This window comes from Agrobacterium sp. S7/73 (assembly GCF_019355535.1).
In the GTDB taxonomy this organism is placed as follows: Bacteria; Pseudomonadota; Alphaproteobacteria; order Rhizobiales; family Rhizobiaceae; genus Agrobacterium; species Agrobacterium tumefaciens.
On the sequence record NZ_CP072136.1, the window covers coordinates 1,227,075 to 1,243,759 of the forward strand.

Genomic DNA, 16,685 nt, shown 5'->3' on the forward strand with positions numbered 1-16,685 from the left:
TTTAATTCTTACGAGGAGACGTGGATGAAAGCAACTGTAGGGCTTGTTCGCGTAACTGATCGGACAATTGGAGAGCGTGCGTTGGATCGATGGCAATTGCAAACTCCAGCGCACTGCCATGATCGATCACCAGTCCCAAGCCGTCGATGACGGATGCGCGGCCGGCGATTTCGGCGCTGGATGCGGTGGCGGGGAAGACAAATAAGAGGGCGGATAAAACGAGTGTCCGGAACATAATGCGTTGCCCAAAGAAAAACCCGAGGGGCGGCCTCGGGTCTGATACATGGGGCTGGCGCTCGGTGGTCGTAAACCTACTGCTGCGCCGCCCAAAGCCGCCGAAGCGGACCTATGCGTAACGTAGATGCTCGTGTGAAGGACTGGGAACGTCGCGACCAAGTTCTTCCGCTGCTTCAAGCCAGCACGCAATAGCGTCTTCAACGTTGTGCGCTGCTTCTTCGTAGGTATCGCCGTCAGACATGCAGCCGGGGAGATCGGGTACGGTCGCGACATATCCGCCGCCGTCTTCATCATCCAACGGTTCGATGACCACCTGATAACCATAAGTCATTCGCTGCTCCTTACTGCGTCGATAAAGTCAACCAGTAGCTTGATATATACACTCTTGATTGGTCGTTTGAAAGGTACGGTCAAAATCTTCTCCTGCGACGGGTGGCTGACCTTATAGTGGGACCCATTCTTTGGCTTATCGCAGGTGACGCCAAACTCTTTGCATAAAGATTGGACATCTCCAATGCGCCAGTTGCCCTTGGGGTTCCTGCGCATCGCCTCCAGGCGTTTTGATTCCTGCTCAACAGGGGAGTCCTTTTCGCCAAACATTGCCGCGAGCATCATTTCTTCTGGCGTCTCGGTCATTCGTCAGTCTCTGTTTTTGCGGGCTATGCGGGCTTGTTGCTCTCGCTCCAAGTCTTCGGTTTCCGGGTCTTGGTTCATTGCCCGCCAGACAGAGTTGTCCTGTTGTGGAAGTTTCTCGCTGACGAGCTCTACCATGGAAATGATTTCTTCCAGAATTTCGCCAGAAGGGGAGTCGACGTAGCTGGATGTCAGGTCGCGGAGATAGTCACGCAAATCGGGCAGTGTCATTCGTTCGGGGTAATAGCTCTGAAGCGTGCCAACGATCTCGGCATTCATACTCCGATTGTTTTGCTCTGCGACAGCCTTGATTCTGTCCCGCAGGCCTTCTGGCATGCGAATAATGAACCGGTTTGCATCTCTATTTGATGTGTCAGACACGAAAGTTGTCTTTCTTATCAATACAATAACATCATAATACCCAATGGGCATTAATACCCACTTGGCATCACGATACCCATGTGGCACTATCCTTAACGTACCACAAAGCTCAAAGGAGGCAATCGTGGCCGAAATGAAGAGTGAACGGATTCCAATCACGATGGAGCCGTCGCTGCTGACTAAAGTGGATGATTTCCGTTTTGGCAATCGCATCCAGTCCAGAACAGCAGCTGTGCGCGCCCTGATCGAAAAAGGTTTGGAGTGCGTCGAAAACGAAAAGAGCGGGAACCCGGCCTAGGAACCGTCCCGCTCAATTCAGCAACACAATCTGGAAAGAAGGATATTGCGCTATGGACAATAGCAGCAGCGGCATTCTTTTGCAATCTGGCGGACAGGTAACAATGTCCAGCCGAGAAATCGCAGAACTCACAGGCAAAGATCATAAGAACGTAATCCGCGACATTCGCGAGCTTTTCACTGCGCTCAAAATTGAGCCGAGTGAATTTTCCGCGACATATCGGGATGTCACCGGCAGGGGGCTGCCTCTTTTCAACCTTCCGAAGCGCGAGTGCCTTGTCCTCGTATCGGGCTATAGCGTGGCCCTGCGAGCCAAAATCATTGACCGATGGATGGAGCTTGAGGCTGGCGTTCAAGTACGACCGCTGACCACGACCGAAACACTTATTCAGATGCTGCAGCTTCAAGCAGCAGTGGAGCGGCGCCAGGAAGAACAGGGAAGGGCGATTGCTTCTCTCGAAGACAAGGTGGCTTTGGTTGAAGCAACACAGCTTCTTTCCAGCCGTCCGGCGAATTCGGAGAGCATTACCCACATCCGCCAGCGGATCGGGAGCAAGTTCGGGCTTTCGTCTGACATCATCGACTTCGTTCTGCGTCAGTCACCCTACGCCCCCAAGCCTGCCGGGAACGTGCGAAATGACCACTCCAGCGCTGATGGAGCGACTTATACGGTCTGGTGGCAGCGGGATGTCACTGCGGTGTTCAACCGCTTCCTTAATGAATGCAAGCCTGTGACACAGTTCATGCATACGCACCCCTTCATTGATGGCCGCTTCCGGGTGGCTCGCAAGGAGGTCGTGGCATGAATGACTTGTTCGCACCGGCAGTCCCGGCAGAAAATGTGCTTTCCTCGAAGCTTCGTGTTCACATGGTTGACGGCGACGGCATGGAACCAGAACTGCGTAGCCGCAGGGATTATGTCCTACTCTCGCCAACCAGCACGTATTGCGGTGAAGGAATTTATCTTATCGACGTAGGCGGCGGATCGGCACTCTACCGAGTTCAAAACATTATGGCAGGCAAGCTGCTGATGAAGCTCGACAACCCGCTTTATCGCGGTGGTGACATGACTATGAGCCGCGAGGAGTTCACTGAAATCGCTCTCGCTATCGTCGTCGCTGACATTAGGGTTCGCGATGAACGCTTTCTTCGGGAGGCGGTGTGATGAAGAAGCCAACTCGAAGAGAAGTTCTGTCTATGGCGCCAGCGGTAGCAATGTCGGCAGCTTTGCCGATAGCCGCGGCAGCAAAGGAGAACCCGTTTGAAAAGGTTCGCCGCCTCGGCAATGAACTGTCTGCGGCTTTGGCCGAGGCTGGAGAAATCGAATACGCGTACGTGAGGCCGGCTGGTATCGAGTTCCCAGTTCTCTTGGCTAACCGATCCGATCCGGGTCACCTCGCGAAATTCTACCTTCGCGAATACGAGGAAGCGGTTTCCTCTGGCGAGGTGGCTAACAAGAAGGCGCACATACGGACTTTGTCTCACATCATTTCTGACATGATGCAGGGTCTGAAAGGCTACGACTACGTGATCATTCAGCCTGCCAGTGCTGGACAGTGGCCGGTCGGTGTTCAATCGAAAGTCCACGTACCAACCTGAAAATATGAACTCCTCGCCGCCAATGAGGATGTAACGCGAACACAGAGCTTCATAGGCTCCGGGGTTCGTGAAAGCGAACCCCTGTGCGTTACCGGGCTTGGCGGGCCGGACGCCTATGGAGACTGAAATGGCCGTTACGAAGAAAGAGAATGTTGGGATTGAACTGCCGAAGCTGGATATCCGGCTGATGGAAGTTGCTGTTGTCGGTGACAGCCCGCTCATCGTTCATGCGTGGTCTGAAAAGGCCAAGCGCGAAATGTTGGACAAGCAGATGAAGAAGGCAAAGTCGGCCAAGGAGGCGAAAGACCCTGTGTCCGATTTTGAAGCTGCGATGTATCGCCTCGCAGACGGGGGCTACGGCTTCCCGAGCGTGGCCTTTAAGAACGCCGCTGTCACCGCCGGAACGTCCGTCGCTGGTCTGACGAAGATCCAAGCCCGCCAGGCCTTCCACATCCTTGGCGAGGACGCCGATATTCAGGGAGCGTTCGAAGGCTCCAAGTCTCGCGTTAATCTGGTTCGCATCGAGGGCGGCAAACCATCCATGCGCGAAGACATGGTTCGGGTGGGTATGGGAACGGCAGACCTGCGTTACCGGCCCGAGTTTTCGGAATGGCATGCAAAGCTGCTGGTTCGCTACAACGCCAACGTTTTGAGCGAGAGTCAGATACTGAACTTGCTCAATGTGGCCGGTTTCGCGGTTGGTGTTGGGGAGTGGCGGCCGGAGAAGGATGGGCAATACGGCTGCTTCCACGTCGCCACGGAAGCTGACATAGCGAAACTGGAGGCTGCGTGATGCGGATCGCCGGTTTTGAATTTGCAGAAGGCGCCCGGTTCCAACCGGGTGCCGAGAAGGACGCCAAACTTGTTGGTGAGCACATCGAAATGCTCCGCAAGAGGTTCAAAGGCGAACTGACGCCGCAGGACATTCTTGAAGATGCCCGGCATGATAACTCGCCTTTGCACAGCTTCTTCGAGTGGAACGACGGGGAGGCGGCAGAAGCCTACCGTCTCCAGCAGGCGAGGGGACTTATCCGGGCTGTGGTGGCTGTCTATGTCAGCGACGACAAGCCGGCGGTGCGGCAAAAGGCATATGTCCACGTGCCCGAGCCGGGCGCTCCACATTACCGTGAAGCCAGCCACGCGATGTCACAGACAAAGACACGAAATATGGTTTTGGATAGGGCTTGGAACGAACTGAAAGCATGGAAGGCGAGATACAAAGACCTGCAAGAATTTGCCGGTCTGGTGGACATCATCGAGTTGATCGATAAGGATTTCCCGAACTCGCTCAAGCGGGTAGGCAAGAACTAAAGGCGAAACCGGATGCCCGTCCGGTTGGCAAGGATCACGGTAGGGCAGGCGAGGCAAGTCGAGTTGAGCAGAGTTTAGTTGAGGTCGGGCAAGGCTGGCGAGGTTAGGTGTGTCGCGGCACGGCAAGTCGCGGTTACGCATGGCCCGGCAGGCGAGGCGAGTTGGGGCTTGGTTAGCTAAGTCTGGGTATGGCGTGGCAGGCTAGGTTTGTTCTGGCAAGGCACGTCGATCTTAGGTCTGTTTAGGCAGGCGAGGTAAGGCAAGTTCAGTCTAGCCACGGCCTGTTCTGGTGATCCAGGCAAGTCAAAACACAAAGGCGGTTCTTCGGAGCCGCCTTTTTTATGGAGAGCGCCCAATGGCGGGTTTTTGGACTGGTTCGTATTCGCAGATCAACAACGCGAAGGGTGCCCCGTATATCGGCGCCAGAGCGTATTTCTACAGTGGCGGCACCACGACGCCTATCACGACGTATCGCGACAACGATCTGTCAACGCCGCATCCAAACCCCTTGGTGACGGATGGTAACGGCGTCTTCCCGGCCGTTTTCTTTGATGAGGCTGACCAGTTTTATCGTGTGCGCGTGACGACGAAAGGCGGCGTGGTTCTGTTCGATACGCCCGCAGTCCCCATTATTGGTCCTAGCGGTAGTGGTGGTGGTGCTCCGCCAACACCGGTTGACCCTGACTCCGTGATGTCTACCGGTGACATGATGCTCCGTTTTGGTAACGAGACGCGCGTCGGTTTTGTGCGCTTGAATGGTCGCACTATCGGATCAGCTACATCCGGTGCGGAGGAAAGGGCAAACAGCGATACACAGCCGCTGTATAGCTACCTTTGGAATATTTGGCCTACAGCGCCTATTGCTGGCGGGCGCGGGGCGTCTGCTGCCGCCGACTTCAGCGCGAATAAGACTATGGTTTTGCCTGACTGGCGAGGGCGCACAGTTGTGGGCTACGATAATATGGGTAACGCCGCCGCAGGGGTAATGACGGGCGCAACTTATGTCGGTTGGGCTGGGGGTAATCAAGTTCACACACTAACTGTTGCTCAAATGCCTTCGCACGCACACGGCGTTGACGACTACGGGCACCAACATGTGCAAAACTACCCCCAACCTATATATCGCCCTGGATGGGGGGATCGTGGCGGGTTTTCTAGTATATTCGCTATCGACCAATTCACAAACACGCAAGTTACTGCGTTTAGCGGTTCAAATATTGTAATTCGTGGCGCTGGCGGGGGAGAACCGCACAACAACGTGCAGCCATCGATCGCCACCACAATTTATATGAGGCTCTAGCATGTACACTGGAATACTAGAGCCAATATCTAACCGTGCCGACTGGTTTGGAACTGTCGAGATCATCAACGATGATACCGACGAACCTGTGACGAACCTAGAGGATGCCGTCATCAGCATTGCGATTCGCAAGAACGGTTGCTCTCCTGTTCTGACCGCGAAGACAGGTGACGGGAAGGTCTCCGTCATCGCAGAGGGGATCATCCAATGGCATTTCACGCCGAATGACCTCTCGTGCATCTGCGCCGGCACATATGAGATTGGCATTACCATCAAGCTTGATGACGTCACAGATCAAGAACTTGTCGCCACCATCGGCATTATCGACGGAGTCGTCCGCCAATGAGCAATCGCACCTCCCTACGCTTGCGCGTCCTGCCGCGCTTCCCGGCCCGTATTATCGGCGCAAATGGCCTCGATGCCGATCGAGACGGCACGGATATGGTGGTCAAACCAGACTTCGGCGCTTTGGTGCAGATTCCGTCTGTCTCCACGCCGGAAACGACATACTTCTGGGGATGGGACCAGTCGATCGATATGTATTCGCGCATATCGTTTCAGGATCTCGTCAGCAATATTCAGGATGTCATTATCGGGCCGACGACTGCGGCTATGGAAGCGACCACCCCTGGCGCTAACCAATTCATTTACTTTACCGGAACAGACGCGGCGGCTGTTACGGGGATAAGCGAAGCGGGGCGCGATTTAGTGGGCGCTGCTGGCGCAGCGGCGCAACGCGACGTACTTGAACTAGGCACGGCTTCAACTGCTGACGCGACGGATTTTGCAACTGCTACGCAAGGGGGCAAAGCAGACACCGCACTACAGGCCGTTGATCTGTCTTCTGATGTTTCGCAGTTGAAGGGCCTTAAAACTAAAAATTTCTTTTCGCATCCTACGCTTGATTTGCAGTCGAGTGGGTTTTTCTTGTTCCAAGGCGAGGGCAAAACGACAGGTGAAGACGTTCACGCCTTGCGAGTTGACAGACGCGCCGATTACACAGGGGGCACTAACGGTTTCGAGAACGCAGCTATTCTCGCTAGAAACACCGTTTCTGCCACGTCAACACAATCTTACGAAGACGCTGGGCTGTTTATTCTGGACAATTTTTCCCCCGGCCCTTCACAGAATTGTGCAGGCAGATTTGTGGGGAGAAAACAGTCAACGGGGTCAACTTGGTCAATTGCTAACGAAGCGATAGATTTTACCGGGACAGCAAATCCGACTTCTGCGCTTCTCGGTATTGAGCAAGTGATTGCGGCTAACGGCACTGACGCAAACAACAACCGAGTGGGGTTTGATGCTGTTATCTCGCGTCCACAAGTAAGCGGTGCCTATTCCGGTGCTTCTGCACAAGGTGGCGCGGCGTTCCGCGCGACTAACCAAATTGCGGACGCGATAGCAACAAACAGATGGAAAGTCGGGTATGAGGGGGTTACTGTCGGGGCCTCAACTGGTTTCGATGTTGTGTTTGATAGTTCCAAAGCGTTAATCGCTCCTGGCGGTGCTGCGTTTAGGATGGCTAACGGACAAAAATTCTCTCTGTCTACCGGGCTAGACAGAACTATACGATATGACGCGGGAGCAATACGCTATAACAACAACTCTGTTGACCACTGGTTAGTAACAGACGGCGGGGCAACCGATCAATTCGGCACGATTAGCATTCAAGGTACGCAGGTTGTAACTTCGCGGCGTACAGGTTGGGCGGCAGACACTGGAACCCCTAAGAGAACCGCGAACGCAACCTACTCTGCAACTGCTGAGCCTGCATACACCCAAGCAACAATTCAAGCGCTTATGGATAAAGTTCGGGACCTTTCTCAGACAATAAAAGCCATGAAGGACGACTTGCTGACACACGGACTTATCGGCCCGTAAATCAATAAGTTATCCCGTTCCCATCTAAGCCCAGTCGTCTAAGAGGTCGTCGTAACATTCAATGCCAAAATAGGAAATTTTTGTGCCATTTCCTTTTTCCGCAGACACAACAAACCAACGCTGACCTCCGAACGTTGTCGGGCGAACTTCTCGTCTGGCTCGTTCAAGTTCCATGTTTAGCATCGGCGCCTCTACGATCAACTTTTTCGAACTTGTATCCATCTCTCTCAATAACTCCGATTGACTAAACCGTTCGGCGGCTTTTATACGGTTTGGGATATCAGCCGGGGTCCCATATGAGCAATTCTTTCTTTGCGCAACTTTCTGCGAAGGCTGTGGCAAATCCACATGGCATATGCTTTGAGCTTCACGGGATGACGGGGCAAGAGAAAAGCTTGTCGTTTTCTCATATGCGCAAAAGGATATCTGACACGGCGCAAAACTTCTCGGAACTCGGGGTGCAAGAAGGCGACGTAGTATTAATATTTGCTCAACATAGCGAAGGCATGCTGTTGGCTTTTTTTGGAGCCCAATGGCTTGGCGCCATTCCCTCTTTTATGCCACCGCCGACGGTAAAACAAGATTTGGCAAGTTGGGCGTCCGCCCATCAGAAGATTGTTGAAAGGATCAACCCAAAACTAGTCATCAGCGAACCATCGTGCGCTGGGCATGTGAGTGCGCTCTGCACGGGTCAATTGATATCGACAGATACCATCGAAAAGTGGCCAGCCAGAGAAGATCGGCCGCAAGTGGATGCCAACCTTGATCAAATTGCGTTTCTTCAGCATTCTTCGGGTACTACGGGTCTAAAAAAAGGCGTTACCGTCACCTATCGCCAACTCCTTTCTCAACTTGATTCTTATGGGGCGACGATCGGCTTTGACGATACAGCGAATGTCGTGTCGTGGCTTCCAATCTATCACGATATGGGCCTGATTGCGGCGACCCTATTGCCGATGTGGGCCGGCGCATCGGTGAGGATTATTGACACTTTTGCATGGCTTTCAAACCCAGGGGTTATGATCTCGCTGTTGGCGGGGTGCCCACAAGCGTATTGCTGGCTTCCAAATTTTGCATTCAACTATTTGGCAAAAAGGTCTCGCGTCGAATTAACGGAATCATCTTTGGAGAATGTCCGCGCGGTGATAAATTGCTCTGAGCCGTGCAAGCAAAACGACATGGAGGCTTTCAAAGCGCGTTTCGAACCACACGGCTTGCCACCCAACGTAGTTCAAGTCTGCTATGCCGCCGCCGAGTATGTATTTGGAATGACGCAGACATCGTTTACCGCACCGCTTACCGCTCTGTCGGTTGACGCCAACGTCCTGGAAACGGAAAACCGCATCACTCTAACGGACGGCGAGGGCATACGCTCAAAGATTATCGTTGAGGTAGGTACACCTATAGCCGGTGCTGAAATTCGAATTGGTGACCATGCGGCTGACGGAATAGTCGATGAGATAATAATACGCGGCCCATCACTCTGTAACGGGTATTTCAAAAACGAAGAGACCACCAAAGAAAAATTCAAAAATGGTTGGTACCATACGGGAGACTTAGGGTTCCGTTACGATGGCAGGTTCTATGTGACTGGACGTATTGACGATCTTGTCATTGTGCGTGGGAAGAACATTTACGCACATGACGTCGAACAGCTTGCGTCAATGGTCAAGGGGGTGAAACCAGGCAGGGTTACCGCTTTCGGTGTCGAAGATACGAGCGGAACACAGCAGTTAGTATTGGCGGTTGAAACAACTGGCGATGTGTCGTCCAAAGTATTGAAGGCAGGAATAAACGACAGCATTCATGCCAGCTTTGGGATAGTCCCATCTGATACCATTATAGTGGAAGAAAATTCCTTAGTTAAAACAACCAGCGGGAAAATATCTCGGTCGGCTAATCAAAAAGCTTATTTAGATAGAACGATAAAAATCAGCATGTCGGACCAACTCGTGGGGAAAATTGATGATCGATGATAAATTTAGAGCTGCGATTAAAGAAGCTTTCCCAATGTTTGATGGAGAGTTGACGAGGGACACGACGGCGGCTGACGTCCCTGGGTGGGATTCGTTTGGCCATGTGCAATTGATGTTCGAGCTTGAAGATCGATACGGTTTGAATATCGATCCTCAGCAAGCACTTACATGCAGCAATGTGGGCGATTTGATTGACATGGTTCGAAAGCAAATTTCTTGAAAAAGAGTATCCCGCTCGTCATCTTCGACGGAAACTGCCAAGGGCAACATCTCTCCGCAATTTTATCCGCTTCAAACTTAGCGGAGAGTTATGCGATCGGTCAGGATCTGGGGTTCCTTCCTAGCCATCTGGGGGTGGGGTGCCAATACGTTGATGAAAGTGAAGCTCATCTTCTTATTGAAGAGGCCCGCAAAAAGGGACAGTGGATTATCCAGGCAACGCAATCGACGCCACTCTCTGACCAGACCGAAATGAGTTACTCAGGTCTGGTTGATCAAATAATTCGCTATCCGCATTTGCAGTTCTATGCAGTTTCGCCGTCCGAGATAGCTGATAAGTTCGGTCCAAAGGCCACGCCGAAACGTGTGTTTGACATGGACATCGGCATCATAAAGGCGTGTCAAACGAGAGCGGGGAGCTCGATAGACTTTGCAGAGTTCATACGTACCGTCACAGTAAGTCGCCCCCTGTTCCACACCGCGCTTCATCCCAATGGTGAGATTATGGGAATGATGCTCAGGGCCTTCGCAGAACAGATGCCGGGCGTTGATAGGCGCGTGATATCGTGCGTTGAAGAAACTCTTCGGCAAGGTGAAGGTATTAACTCCGCGACCTTTCATCCAGTTTCGAAAGATATCCTTGAAATTCTGGGCTTCGATTGGGGTGAAGATTACGAAATATATCGAAAGCTGCATGAGTACAGGGCGACTGGAAATTGGAATGCTTTATTAGAAAATGAAGTCCTATTTGTCGATAAGTACCATCATGACACCTGGTGCTGGTTGGCTTTAACGCAGGCGCATGCTGCAATCGGGACGAAGTTAAATGCCTCGCTGTGTCTGCTTCGGCTTTTGGATCTTTCCCCAGGCCAGCTGCATAGTTGGTTGTGTGGGCTGTCACTATATACACGATACAATGACGCATCAGGGATATCCGCCTTGATGCAGAGAGCAAACGTGTTCTTTAGAGGCCAGCGAATCTTCTCACAGGTGATGGCGTTTTTTCATCTCAATACGGGAAATCCAATTGAGGCTGAGCCGTATGCAAGGGACTATTACGATAGAACTCCCGATCGGGCTGATAGTCTTGTTCCCCTCCTAAAGACGCTTTGGTCATTAAACAAGCATCAGGAAATTCAACATATTTTTGATTTCACGTTAGCGCATGCAACGGCAGAGCGGATTGCTGAAATCAAGGCAAACATTGCGGGCTCTCCTGAATTGGAGGCTTACATTCCAAAACAGTTATACGGACAATAACCACTCCATTTATACTATTTCGACCTCACGAAAGGCTCGCTTCGGCGGGCCTTTTTTGTTTCCATCAGAAAAGGAAATCACCATGGCACGACGCATCAACGCGGCGGGGCTTTCGCACATCATGCAGTGGGAAGGCAAAAGGCTCGTCGCATATCCCGACGTCGCAGGCATTTGGACCATCGGCTATGGACACACCACGGCAGCCGGTATTCCGCGTGTCCGCGAAGGCATGCGGATCAGCGACAAGGAAGCCGAAGACATCCTGAAGGATGATCTGCGCAAGTTCGAGAATCGCGTGAATTCCTTGGTTAAGGTGCCGTTGAGCGACAATCAGTTCGCCGTTCTCGTCTCTTTCGACTTCAACACCGGGGCACTCCACAAGTCCACGCTTCTGAAAAAGCTCAACGCTGGCGACTACGACGCTGTGCCGGCCGAGCTCATGAAGTGGGTGAATGCTGGCGGCAAGCGAGTGCAGGGGCTTGTCAATCGCCGCGCTGCCGAAGCTGGACTTTGGGCCAAGGGCGAGTTCGTTTCGAGTAACACCGTGGAAGCCAATCGAGCCGTTCCCAAGAAGGATGTTGCCGTTATCGGGGGCACGGGTCTGGCTGGCGCCAGCGCTGCGATTGGTCCCGCCATTCCTGATGTGGTCGACGCGGTATCCAGCCAGCGTGACGAACTGACGAGCGGGCAGTGGGCGAGGGTATTTGTCGCGGTGCTGATCCTGTCCCTGACGCTCTGGGGCATCTGGCAGAAGGTCAAATCCTGATGTGGTGGGCACTCATCCCCAACTGGATGAAAATCGCCGCTGGTGGCCTGCTGTGCGCCGTTCTGCTGGCTTCCGGCTCCTACTGGCTTGGCAAGCGCGAAGGTCGCTCACAGGCGGCTACAGAGGCGTTAGCCAAGACCGTCGAAGTTCTTCAATCAAGGAACGAAACCAATGAGGAAATCACTTCTTCCGCTGCTGCTGAGCTGTGCCGCCATTTCGGGCTGCCAGACGACCAACGCGTCGAATGTGTGCGCAGGCTGGAGCAAGCTGACGCCGACGCTCGAAACCGCGCTCAAGATCACGACGGACGACCGGCAGTTCGCTAACCAGGTCGCGTCACACAACGCCCATGGCGTGAAACAGAAATGCTGGTAATCAAGAAAGGACACTGACATGCTTGAACCCAACGGCGACACCTTCAACTACAAGCAGGGAAATTTCAGCAGGACGGCTGATCTTGTCGGCATTGTGCCAATAGACCCGGCGACTGGGCAGACTTCCTCGTTCTCTGAAAAACGCCAATACACGTTGCTTGCTGGCGCCACTGCGACAGGCTCTCAGGTCGGCCCGATCTCCGGCGGCGATTACATCTGGCGCGCTGAATCGACCAACTTCAATGGAGCGACCGCCACGCTGCAGTATCTCGGGCTCGACGGCGCAACTTGGTACCCGGTTCGCAATGCAGCCAATACCGCTGACGTGACGCTCACTGCCACTGGATCGGTTGCGATCGGCGTCGCCCAAGGCTCTGTCCTGCGCGTGGCGATCAGCGGCGGTACGCCGGCGCCCATGAACTCGGTCATCGGTGGCCTGTAATGTCTGCGCTTGGCTATGGCGCAGCGGTGACCGAGGCCGCACTGAGCGCTTTATCCGCCCGCCTCGGTAACGTGGAAACGGCTATTCCTGGCAAAGCTGATATGTCCATGGTGGAGTCAGAACTGGCAGCGAAAGCCAACGAGAGCGATCTGCCACCCGCGGTGCAGTGCAAGCGCATTCAGGTGGCAGGAGCTTCAGGTGTGGCGACGTGGGTATTCTCTCCAGCCTTTGAAGTTGCGCCGATCTGCGCTGCCATCGCTGAGACTCCTACAGGCGCCAGCTACATCAACGTTGCCACAATCGTTCAGGGTTCGACAACGACCGCGCAGACGCAGTTCGTGGTTCAACAGGTCGCCAAGTCAATCACGCTCCCCACTCTCGCCACGGCGCTGCTCGGTCTCGTCTTGACGCTGTTCGGCTTCGCTCCCGCCGGCGTCTACGTCAACTGCTTCGCCCGCCGCCCTTCATAGGATAGACCAATGGTATCTCGCGCGATCTTGAATAACTGGCCGCTGGTGCCGCCGTCTGCCAACATCGACCCGGTTCTTCCAGTCGGGTTGACTGTGGCGCCTCTTCTTTTCGCCAGCACTGCTCGTTTGGCAGGATGGGCAGGCAGCGCGGCCAAGGTCGCCCGAAGCGCCAACCCTACGACACCGCAGACGTTTGGCTTCGATGCGAACGGCCGCCTCGATCTTGCTGCCATCGAAACCTATGTCGGCGGCGTGAACGTCGCTGCCAGAGTGGATACGCTTCTAGACCAGTCTGGAAACGGATTTGACCTGGTCCAGACGACGCAGGGTGCCCGCGCATATGTGCAGCGCTCACAGCTTACTGGTTCCGCTCTACCGATCACCTGCGGCCCTAACATCCAGTACCCGATTCCGTCCGGTCTCTCCGTCGATCGAGCCAATCACTCGGTGTTTCTGGTACTTCGCCCGCACTTGGCCCGAGCATCCTATGCATGGATAAAGCTGGGCACGACGCTGACATACGGTACCACGACGCCAGACACGGCGACGGCAGGCGGCGGTGCACGCATCCTTGATGCCGCCAACGGCAACGTTTCGAAGGTCCAGAGCCGCGCTCCGAAGACTTCCGGAGTGGCCGTCATGGGCTATTCCAGCGGTGCTTCCGATGTGAAGTTCTACAATAACCGGGTGATCGAGACTGTCGCGGGCGGCTTGACCGCAGGAACGCTCACGGGCGGCACCATTGAGAACGGAAACGGTTACAGCGAGATCATGGCCGTTGCCATCTTCCCGCGCGCTCTGACGGCGGCTGAAATGGCGTCCGTTGGCAAATCCCTTGAAGCCGTAGCCGCTATCCAGATCGCCCAGACCAAGGGCGTTTTCATGATCGGGGACAGCATCACGGCGGGGCAGGGCAGCGTTGCCGTATATGCCGCGGGTCTCGGCATGACTGCCACGGAGCCGGATCAGCTTTTCGGCGCGCTCGGCAACCCGGCCGACACGGCAATATTTAACTGTGGCCAGCCATCTATACCGTTGACCGCGCTCAACGCCACAAATGACCGCAACCGCATCAACGAATTGATCAGCGCCTATCCCGAACTAACCAAGCGGGTTGCGCGGGTTCACGCTGGCATCAACGACCTGCGTGCCGGTTCAACCGATACGACGATCTACAATGCCATGGTGGCGTACTGCACTTATTTGCGCGGTCTAGGTGTCAAGGTCATAACCTCAACCATCAACACCCAGGTTGTCGACGTCACCTATACCGCGCAGGCTGAAACGTATCGCCTGTCGATCAATTCGCAGATCCGAGCCAATTGGGCAACGTTCGCTGATGACATGGTGGACTATGCCAACATCCCGGAAATGGCTGATCCGAACAACACGACTTATTTCGCGTCGGACAAGCTGCACCAGACGGCAAACGCATATCAGCTCAAGTCCGCACTGGTGGCGCCAAAGATTGCGGCATTGCTCGCCTGACACATCACCCCCGACCTATGGCCGGGGCTTTCTTACACTCGCATGCAGGCTGGGATAATGGCAGGAACTGATGATATGGCAAACGGTAGCACTCTAGAGCGCAGTTACACGGATGCAGTGACCGCCCAGCTTGGCGAGCGCGTCACAAACCTTGGGCGGCGCCAGACTGACCTCGAAACGGAGATGCGCGCCGGGTTCAAGCAGGTTGAGAATGGCATGTCCGCCATTGCCAACGAGATGCGGACCTCCATATCGGCGTTGTCCACTAACCTGTCGGAGAGGAACAAGCCTCAATGGCAGGCCATCGGCGTGGCGATCACCTTCTGCACTGTGATTGGCGGTTTGGCATACTGGCCAATCAACTCGTCCACATCTCGGCTCGAAAATGCCGTTGTGACCTTATCCGAGAAGATCGTAACCCGGCAGGAAATGGAATGGCGGCAGGCTCGCGGAGCCGAAGACCGGAATCGCATGGAAGGTTCGATCAAGGATATCAGGGATGCTCAAGTGCCGCGCGCCGAGCTTGAGAGGGTGTGGACCAGCCAGACGAATACCGATTCCGATCAACAGCGACAGATTGATGAGCTTAAGCAGGCTCAGAGCAGCGTTTACGGCGCCCGTGACGTGATTCTGGACCTTCGCCAGCGCGTGGACCGCATGGAGCGAGAGAAGGCTTCACCGGGAAGCTGAGGCCGATTTAAACATGTCCCTCTGCGGATAATGCTCCCAGCAATGCCATGATGACTTCTCGGCCTTAGAGCGGCTGAAGCCAAAACTTCCCCACTTTGAGCAGCCTGGATGTTCACACCAGTGGTTTTCGTGAATGCCGTCGCCGGCCTTATTGGCCTGGTCGCTCATATCAAGTCTCCTGATCCGATCTCTGCACCACGCGGATACCATGCCGAATCCTGATAATCCGGTTGGTGGTGCGCTTTAGAACATCATAGGCCGCCAGCGCCACGGAAACATTGTTGGCTCCAGCCAGCCGGTTATACCGGCAACCGTCGTCATCGACCTCTTCCAGCGAATAATTGAACTGGTCGTCAAAGAACGGCGTCTCGTCTGGCAAAGGCAGATTGGCCAGATAATCCTCTGTCCCCACCTCACAGAAGAATCGGCTCTCCGGGCCATAGACCCATGCCGTGGTCTTGCGATCCTCTATCTTCCCTCGCGCCTGATAACACACCTGCCACCGGCCGCCGGCGCAGACCAGCATTTCACCGCTGATGGGCTTTCTCGATATTGGGAGCTGTATCCTGATTCTTGGCGGGTACTTTTCACGCACGGGCTTTCCCTCCGGTGACAGAGTTTCGTTTTCCCTTGATGTCTTGATGCGCGCCGCCCAGCGCTGGGTCTGATTATGGGATAGGCAGGGAGGGAGTCAACGGACTTCGTAAGGAACGAGCCGGGAACGGCTATTCAGAATAAAAAAAGGACGATATTCAGAATGAGCCTCTTGCGCATCGATTAGGATTATTCTAAATCCCCGCCACCACAGCGAAAAAGCTGTCAGTGAGGCCTCGTGGCGGAGTGGTGACGCAGAGGACTGCAAATCCTTGTACCCCGGTTCAATTCCGGGCGAGGCCTCCAAGGAATTCTCCATATTTTTCAATATGATGAGGGGGCGCTGGCAACGGCGCCCCTTAATTTTTTGTCGCGTCGTGTTGCAAACCACTTCCCTTGATTCCCAACGGTTTTCAATTGACCACGGCCACTCCGTGCAACATGGATTGCAACATGCTACATGCCGTGGCAGGCTCAAGGTGATAAACAACGGAGAAGAATCTGTGGAATTTTCGCCTGCCGAAAAAGATCGCATCGCAAGCTTATCACCAGGCGAACTAGATGATGAGCTACAGGCAGCGGGCTACACCGCCTACGCGCGCCGTCATCCTGAGTATAGTGAACCAGACGTCAAACTCGACCCAGAGACGTTACCGGACACAGGTAGTCCGGCGGACAAGATACTTCTCTATGTCAGATCGGACGCGCGGAGAAATTTCCTACGGTACTTGGAGGAAGCCGGTAGAGTTCGGGATTGATCGCTATGG

The 16,685-nt window shown here is 54.3% G+C and carries 23 protein-coding genes and 1 tRNA gene; 19 read left to right on the forward strand and 5 right to left on the reverse strand.

The features are described from left to right. Window position 1 precedes the first annotated feature (1 nt). The 4 genes from J5276_RS06055 to J5276_RS06070 form a co-directional block, all read right to left on the reverse strand. A complete protein-coding gene (locus tag J5276_RS06055) occupies window positions 2-235 on the reverse strand; it encodes a hypothetical protein (protein WP_209159430.1) in 234 nt (77 codons plus the stop codon). A 111-nt stretch (window positions 236-346) separates the two neighbouring features. Further along, window positions 347-568, reverse strand: coding sequence for a type II toxin-antitoxin system HicB family antitoxin (locus tag J5276_RS06060; RefSeq protein ID WP_209159429.1), 222 nt, complete (start codon window positions 566-568; stop codon window positions 347-349). Then, window positions 565-873: a type II toxin-antitoxin system HicA family toxin gene (locus tag J5276_RS06065; RefSeq protein ID WP_247749961.1), complete on the reverse strand. Its 309-nt coding sequence runs from the start codon at window positions 871-873 to the stop codon at window positions 565-567. Before J5276_RS06065 ends, J5276_RS06060 begins: the two co-directional genes overlap by 4 nt. A gap of 3 nt (window positions 874-876) precedes the next feature. Further along, window positions 877-1,251, reverse strand: coding sequence for an Arc family DNA-binding protein (locus J5276_RS06070; RefSeq protein ID WP_209159428.1), 375 nt, complete (start codon window positions 1,249-1,251; stop codon window positions 877-879). A gap of 124 nt (window positions 1,252-1,375) precedes the next feature. Between J5276_RS06070 and J5276_RS06075 the strand changes: the two genes are divergently transcribed. The 18 genes from J5276_RS06075 to J5276_RS06160 all read left to right on the forward strand — a co-directional run bounded on the left by J5276_RS06075 (window position 1,376) and on the right by J5276_RS06160 (window position 15,324). Continuing rightward, window positions 1,376-1,549, forward strand: a complete 174-nt coding sequence (locus J5276_RS06075; RefSeq protein WP_209159427.1) for a hypothetical protein — start codon at window positions 1,376-1,378, stop codon at window positions 1,547-1,549. Between the two features lie 52 nt (window positions 1,550-1,601). Next, window positions 1,602-2,354 (forward strand): Rha family transcriptional regulator, encoded by a 753-nt coding sequence (locus tag J5276_RS06080; RefSeq protein WP_209159426.1) that lies wholly within the window; start codon window positions 1,602-1,604, stop codon window positions 2,352-2,354. Continuing rightward, the gene (locus tag J5276_RS06085) at window positions 2,351-2,713 is read left to right on the forward strand and encodes a S24 family peptidase (RefSeq protein ID WP_209159425.1); all 363 of its coding nucleotides are present in this window, start codon (window positions 2,351-2,353) and stop codon (window positions 2,711-2,713) included. The genes J5276_RS06080 and J5276_RS06085 overlap by 4 nt, the downstream gene beginning before the upstream one ends. Beyond that, window positions 2,713-3,147 carry a hypothetical protein gene (locus J5276_RS06090; protein WP_209159424.1) on the forward strand — a complete coding sequence of 145 codons (435 nt, stop codon included), beginning with the start codon at window positions 2,713-2,715 and terminating at the stop codon, window positions 3,145-3,147. Before J5276_RS06085 ends, J5276_RS06090 begins: the two co-directional genes overlap by 1 nt. Before the next feature lie 127 nt (window positions 3,148-3,274). Further along, a complete protein-coding gene (locus J5276_RS06095; RefSeq protein WP_209159423.1) occupies window positions 3,275-3,940 on the forward strand; it encodes a hypothetical protein in 666 nt (221 codons plus the stop codon). Then, window positions 3,940-4,458: a hypothetical protein gene (locus tag J5276_RS06100; RefSeq protein ID WP_209159422.1), complete on the forward strand. Its 519-nt coding sequence runs from the start codon at window positions 3,940-3,942 to the stop codon at window positions 4,456-4,458. The genes J5276_RS06095 and J5276_RS06100 overlap by 1 nt, the downstream gene beginning before the upstream one ends. 355 nt (window positions 4,459-4,813) lie before the next feature. Beyond that, the gene (locus J5276_RS06105) at window positions 4,814-5,758 is read left to right on the forward strand and encodes a hypothetical protein (protein ID WP_209159421.1); all 945 of its coding nucleotides are present in this window, start codon (window positions 4,814-4,816) and stop codon (window positions 5,756-5,758) included. A 1-nt stretch (window position 5,759) separates the two neighbouring features. Continuing rightward, window positions 5,760-6,104 carry a hypothetical protein gene (locus J5276_RS06110; RefSeq protein ID WP_209159420.1) on the forward strand — a complete coding sequence of 115 codons (345 nt, stop codon included), beginning with the start codon at window positions 5,760-5,762 and terminating at the stop codon, window positions 6,102-6,104. Further along, entirely contained in the window at window positions 6,101-7,639 is a 1,539-nt protein-coding gene (locus J5276_RS06115; RefSeq protein ID WP_209159419.1) for a hypothetical protein, read from the forward strand. The genes J5276_RS06110 and J5276_RS06115 overlap by 4 nt, the downstream gene beginning before the upstream one ends. Before the next feature lie 296 nt (window positions 7,640-7,935). Then, window positions 7,936-9,615, forward strand: coding sequence for an AMP-binding protein (locus tag J5276_RS06120; RefSeq protein WP_209159418.1), 1,680 nt, complete (start codon window positions 7,936-7,938; stop codon window positions 9,613-9,615). After that, window positions 9,605-9,835, forward strand: coding sequence for an acyl carrier protein (locus J5276_RS06125; RefSeq protein WP_209159417.1), 231 nt, complete (start codon window positions 9,605-9,607; stop codon window positions 9,833-9,835). The genes J5276_RS06120 and J5276_RS06125 overlap by 11 nt, the downstream gene beginning before the upstream one ends. Beyond that, the gene (locus tag J5276_RS06130) at window positions 9,832-11,094 is read left to right on the forward strand and encodes a hypothetical protein (RefSeq protein ID WP_209159416.1); all 1,263 of its coding nucleotides are present in this window, start codon (window positions 9,832-9,834) and stop codon (window positions 11,092-11,094) included. The genes J5276_RS06125 and J5276_RS06130 overlap by 4 nt, the downstream gene beginning before the upstream one ends. Window positions 11,095-11,176: 82 nt before the next feature. Then, window positions 11,177-11,860 carry a lysozyme gene (locus J5276_RS06135; protein ID WP_209159415.1) on the forward strand — a complete coding sequence of 228 codons (684 nt, stop codon included), beginning with the start codon at window positions 11,177-11,179 and terminating at the stop codon, window positions 11,858-11,860. A gap of 171 nt (window positions 11,861-12,031) precedes the next feature. Continuing rightward, a complete protein-coding gene (locus J5276_RS06140; protein WP_209159414.1) occupies window positions 12,032-12,235 on the forward strand; it encodes a hypothetical protein in 204 nt (67 codons plus the stop codon). 18 nt (window positions 12,236-12,253) lie between these two features. Beyond that, complete coding sequence (locus J5276_RS06145; RefSeq protein ID WP_209159413.1) at window positions 12,254-12,676, forward strand: DUF5110 domain-containing protein; 423 nt, start codon at window positions 12,254-12,256, stop codon at window positions 12,674-12,676. Beyond that, entirely contained in the window at window positions 12,676-13,146 is a 471-nt protein-coding gene (locus tag J5276_RS06150) for a hypothetical protein (RefSeq protein WP_219256702.1), read from the forward strand. The genes J5276_RS06145 and J5276_RS06150 overlap by 1 nt, the downstream gene beginning before the upstream one ends. A gap of 9 nt (window positions 13,147-13,155) precedes the next feature. Continuing rightward, complete coding sequence (locus J5276_RS06155) at window positions 13,156-14,634, forward strand: SGNH/GDSL hydrolase family protein (RefSeq protein WP_209159411.1); 1,479 nt, start codon at window positions 13,156-13,158, stop codon at window positions 14,632-14,634. 75 nt (window positions 14,635-14,709) lie between these two features. Next, entirely contained in the window at window positions 14,710-15,324 is a 615-nt protein-coding gene (locus J5276_RS06160) for a hypothetical protein (RefSeq protein WP_209159410.1), read from the forward strand. A 169-nt stretch (window positions 15,325-15,493) separates the two neighbouring features. Here J5276_RS06160 and J5276_RS06165 read toward each other — a convergent pair whose 3' ends face one another. Continuing rightward, complete coding sequence (locus J5276_RS06165) at window positions 15,494-15,919, reverse strand: hypothetical protein (protein ID WP_209159409.1); 426 nt, start codon at window positions 15,917-15,919, stop codon at window positions 15,494-15,496. Between the two features lie 231 nt (window positions 15,920-16,150). On the opposite strand from J5276_RS06165, the gene J5276_RS06170 reads away from it, so the two are divergent. Then, a tRNA-Cys gene (locus J5276_RS06170) sits at window positions 16,151-16,224 on the forward strand. Window positions 16,225-16,685: the final 461 nt, after the last annotated feature.

What these genes read in the sequence shown, in the direction of transcription:
- J5276_RS06115 (WP_209159419.1), top strand. Translation starts at nt 6,101, where the DNA reads ATGAGCAATCGCACCTCCCTACGCTTGCGCGTCCTGCCGCGCTTCCCG.
- J5276_RS06135 (WP_209159415.1), top strand. Translation starts at nt 11,177, where the DNA reads ATGGCACGACGCATCAACGCGGCGGGGCTTTCGCACATCATGCAGTGG.
- J5276_RS06145 (WP_209159413.1), top strand. Translation starts at nt 12,254, where the DNA reads ATGCTTGAACCCAACGGCGACACCTTCAACTACAAGCAGGGAAATTTC.
- J5276_RS06120 (WP_209159418.1), top strand. Translation starts at nt 7,936, where the DNA reads ATGAGCAATTCTTTCTTTGCGCAACTTTCTGCGAAGGCTGTGGCAAAT.
- J5276_RS06155 (WP_209159411.1), top strand. Translation starts at nt 13,156, where the DNA reads ATGGTATCTCGCGCGATCTTGAATAACTGGCCGCTGGTGCCGCCGTCT.
- J5276_RS06090 (WP_209159424.1), top strand. Translation starts at nt 2,713, where the DNA reads ATGAAGAAGCCAACTCGAAGAGAAGTTCTGTCTATGGCGCCAGCGGTA.
- J5276_RS06105 (WP_209159421.1), top strand. Translation starts at nt 4,814, where the DNA reads ATGGCGGGTTTTTGGACTGGTTCGTATTCGCAGATCAACAACGCGAAG.
- J5276_RS06060 (WP_209159429.1), bottom strand. Translation starts at nt 568, where the DNA reads ATGACTTATGGTTATCAGGTGGTCATCGAACCGTTGGATGATGAAGAC.
- J5276_RS06110 (WP_209159420.1), top strand. Translation starts at nt 5,760, where the DNA reads ATGTACACTGGAATACTAGAGCCAATATCTAACCGTGCCGACTGGTTT.
- J5276_RS06100 (WP_209159422.1), top strand. Translation starts at nt 3,940, where the DNA reads ATGCGGATCGCCGGTTTTGAATTTGCAGAAGGCGCCCGGTTCCAACCG.
- J5276_RS06055 (WP_209159430.1), bottom strand. Translation starts at nt 235, where the DNA reads ATGTTCCGGACACTCGTTTTATCCGCCCTCTTATTTGTCTTCCCCGCC.
- J5276_RS06085 (WP_209159425.1), top strand. Translation starts at nt 2,351, where the DNA reads ATGAATGACTTGTTCGCACCGGCAGTCCCGGCAGAAAATGTGCTTTCC.
- J5276_RS06160 (WP_209159410.1), top strand. Translation starts at nt 14,710, where the DNA reads ATGGCAAACGGTAGCACTCTAGAGCGCAGTTACACGGATGCAGTGACC.
- J5276_RS06150 (WP_219256702.1), top strand. Translation starts at nt 12,676, where the DNA reads ATGTCTGCGCTTGGCTATGGCGCAGCGGTGACCGAGGCCGCACTGAGC.
- J5276_RS06065 (WP_247749961.1), bottom strand. Translation starts at nt 873, where the DNA reads ATGACCGAGACGCCAGAAGAAATGATGCTCGCGGCAATGTTTGGCGAA.
- J5276_RS06080 (WP_209159426.1), top strand. Translation starts at nt 1,602, where the DNA reads ATGGACAATAGCAGCAGCGGCATTCTTTTGCAATCTGGCGGACAGGTA.
- J5276_RS06140 (WP_209159414.1), top strand. Translation starts at nt 12,032, where the DNA reads ATGAGGAAATCACTTCTTCCGCTGCTGCTGAGCTGTGCCGCCATTTCG.
- J5276_RS06125 (WP_209159417.1), top strand. Translation starts at nt 9,605, where the DNA reads ATGATCGATGATAAATTTAGAGCTGCGATTAAAGAAGCTTTCCCAATG.
- J5276_RS06095 (WP_209159423.1), top strand. Translation starts at nt 3,275, where the DNA reads ATGGCCGTTACGAAGAAAGAGAATGTTGGGATTGAACTGCCGAAGCTG.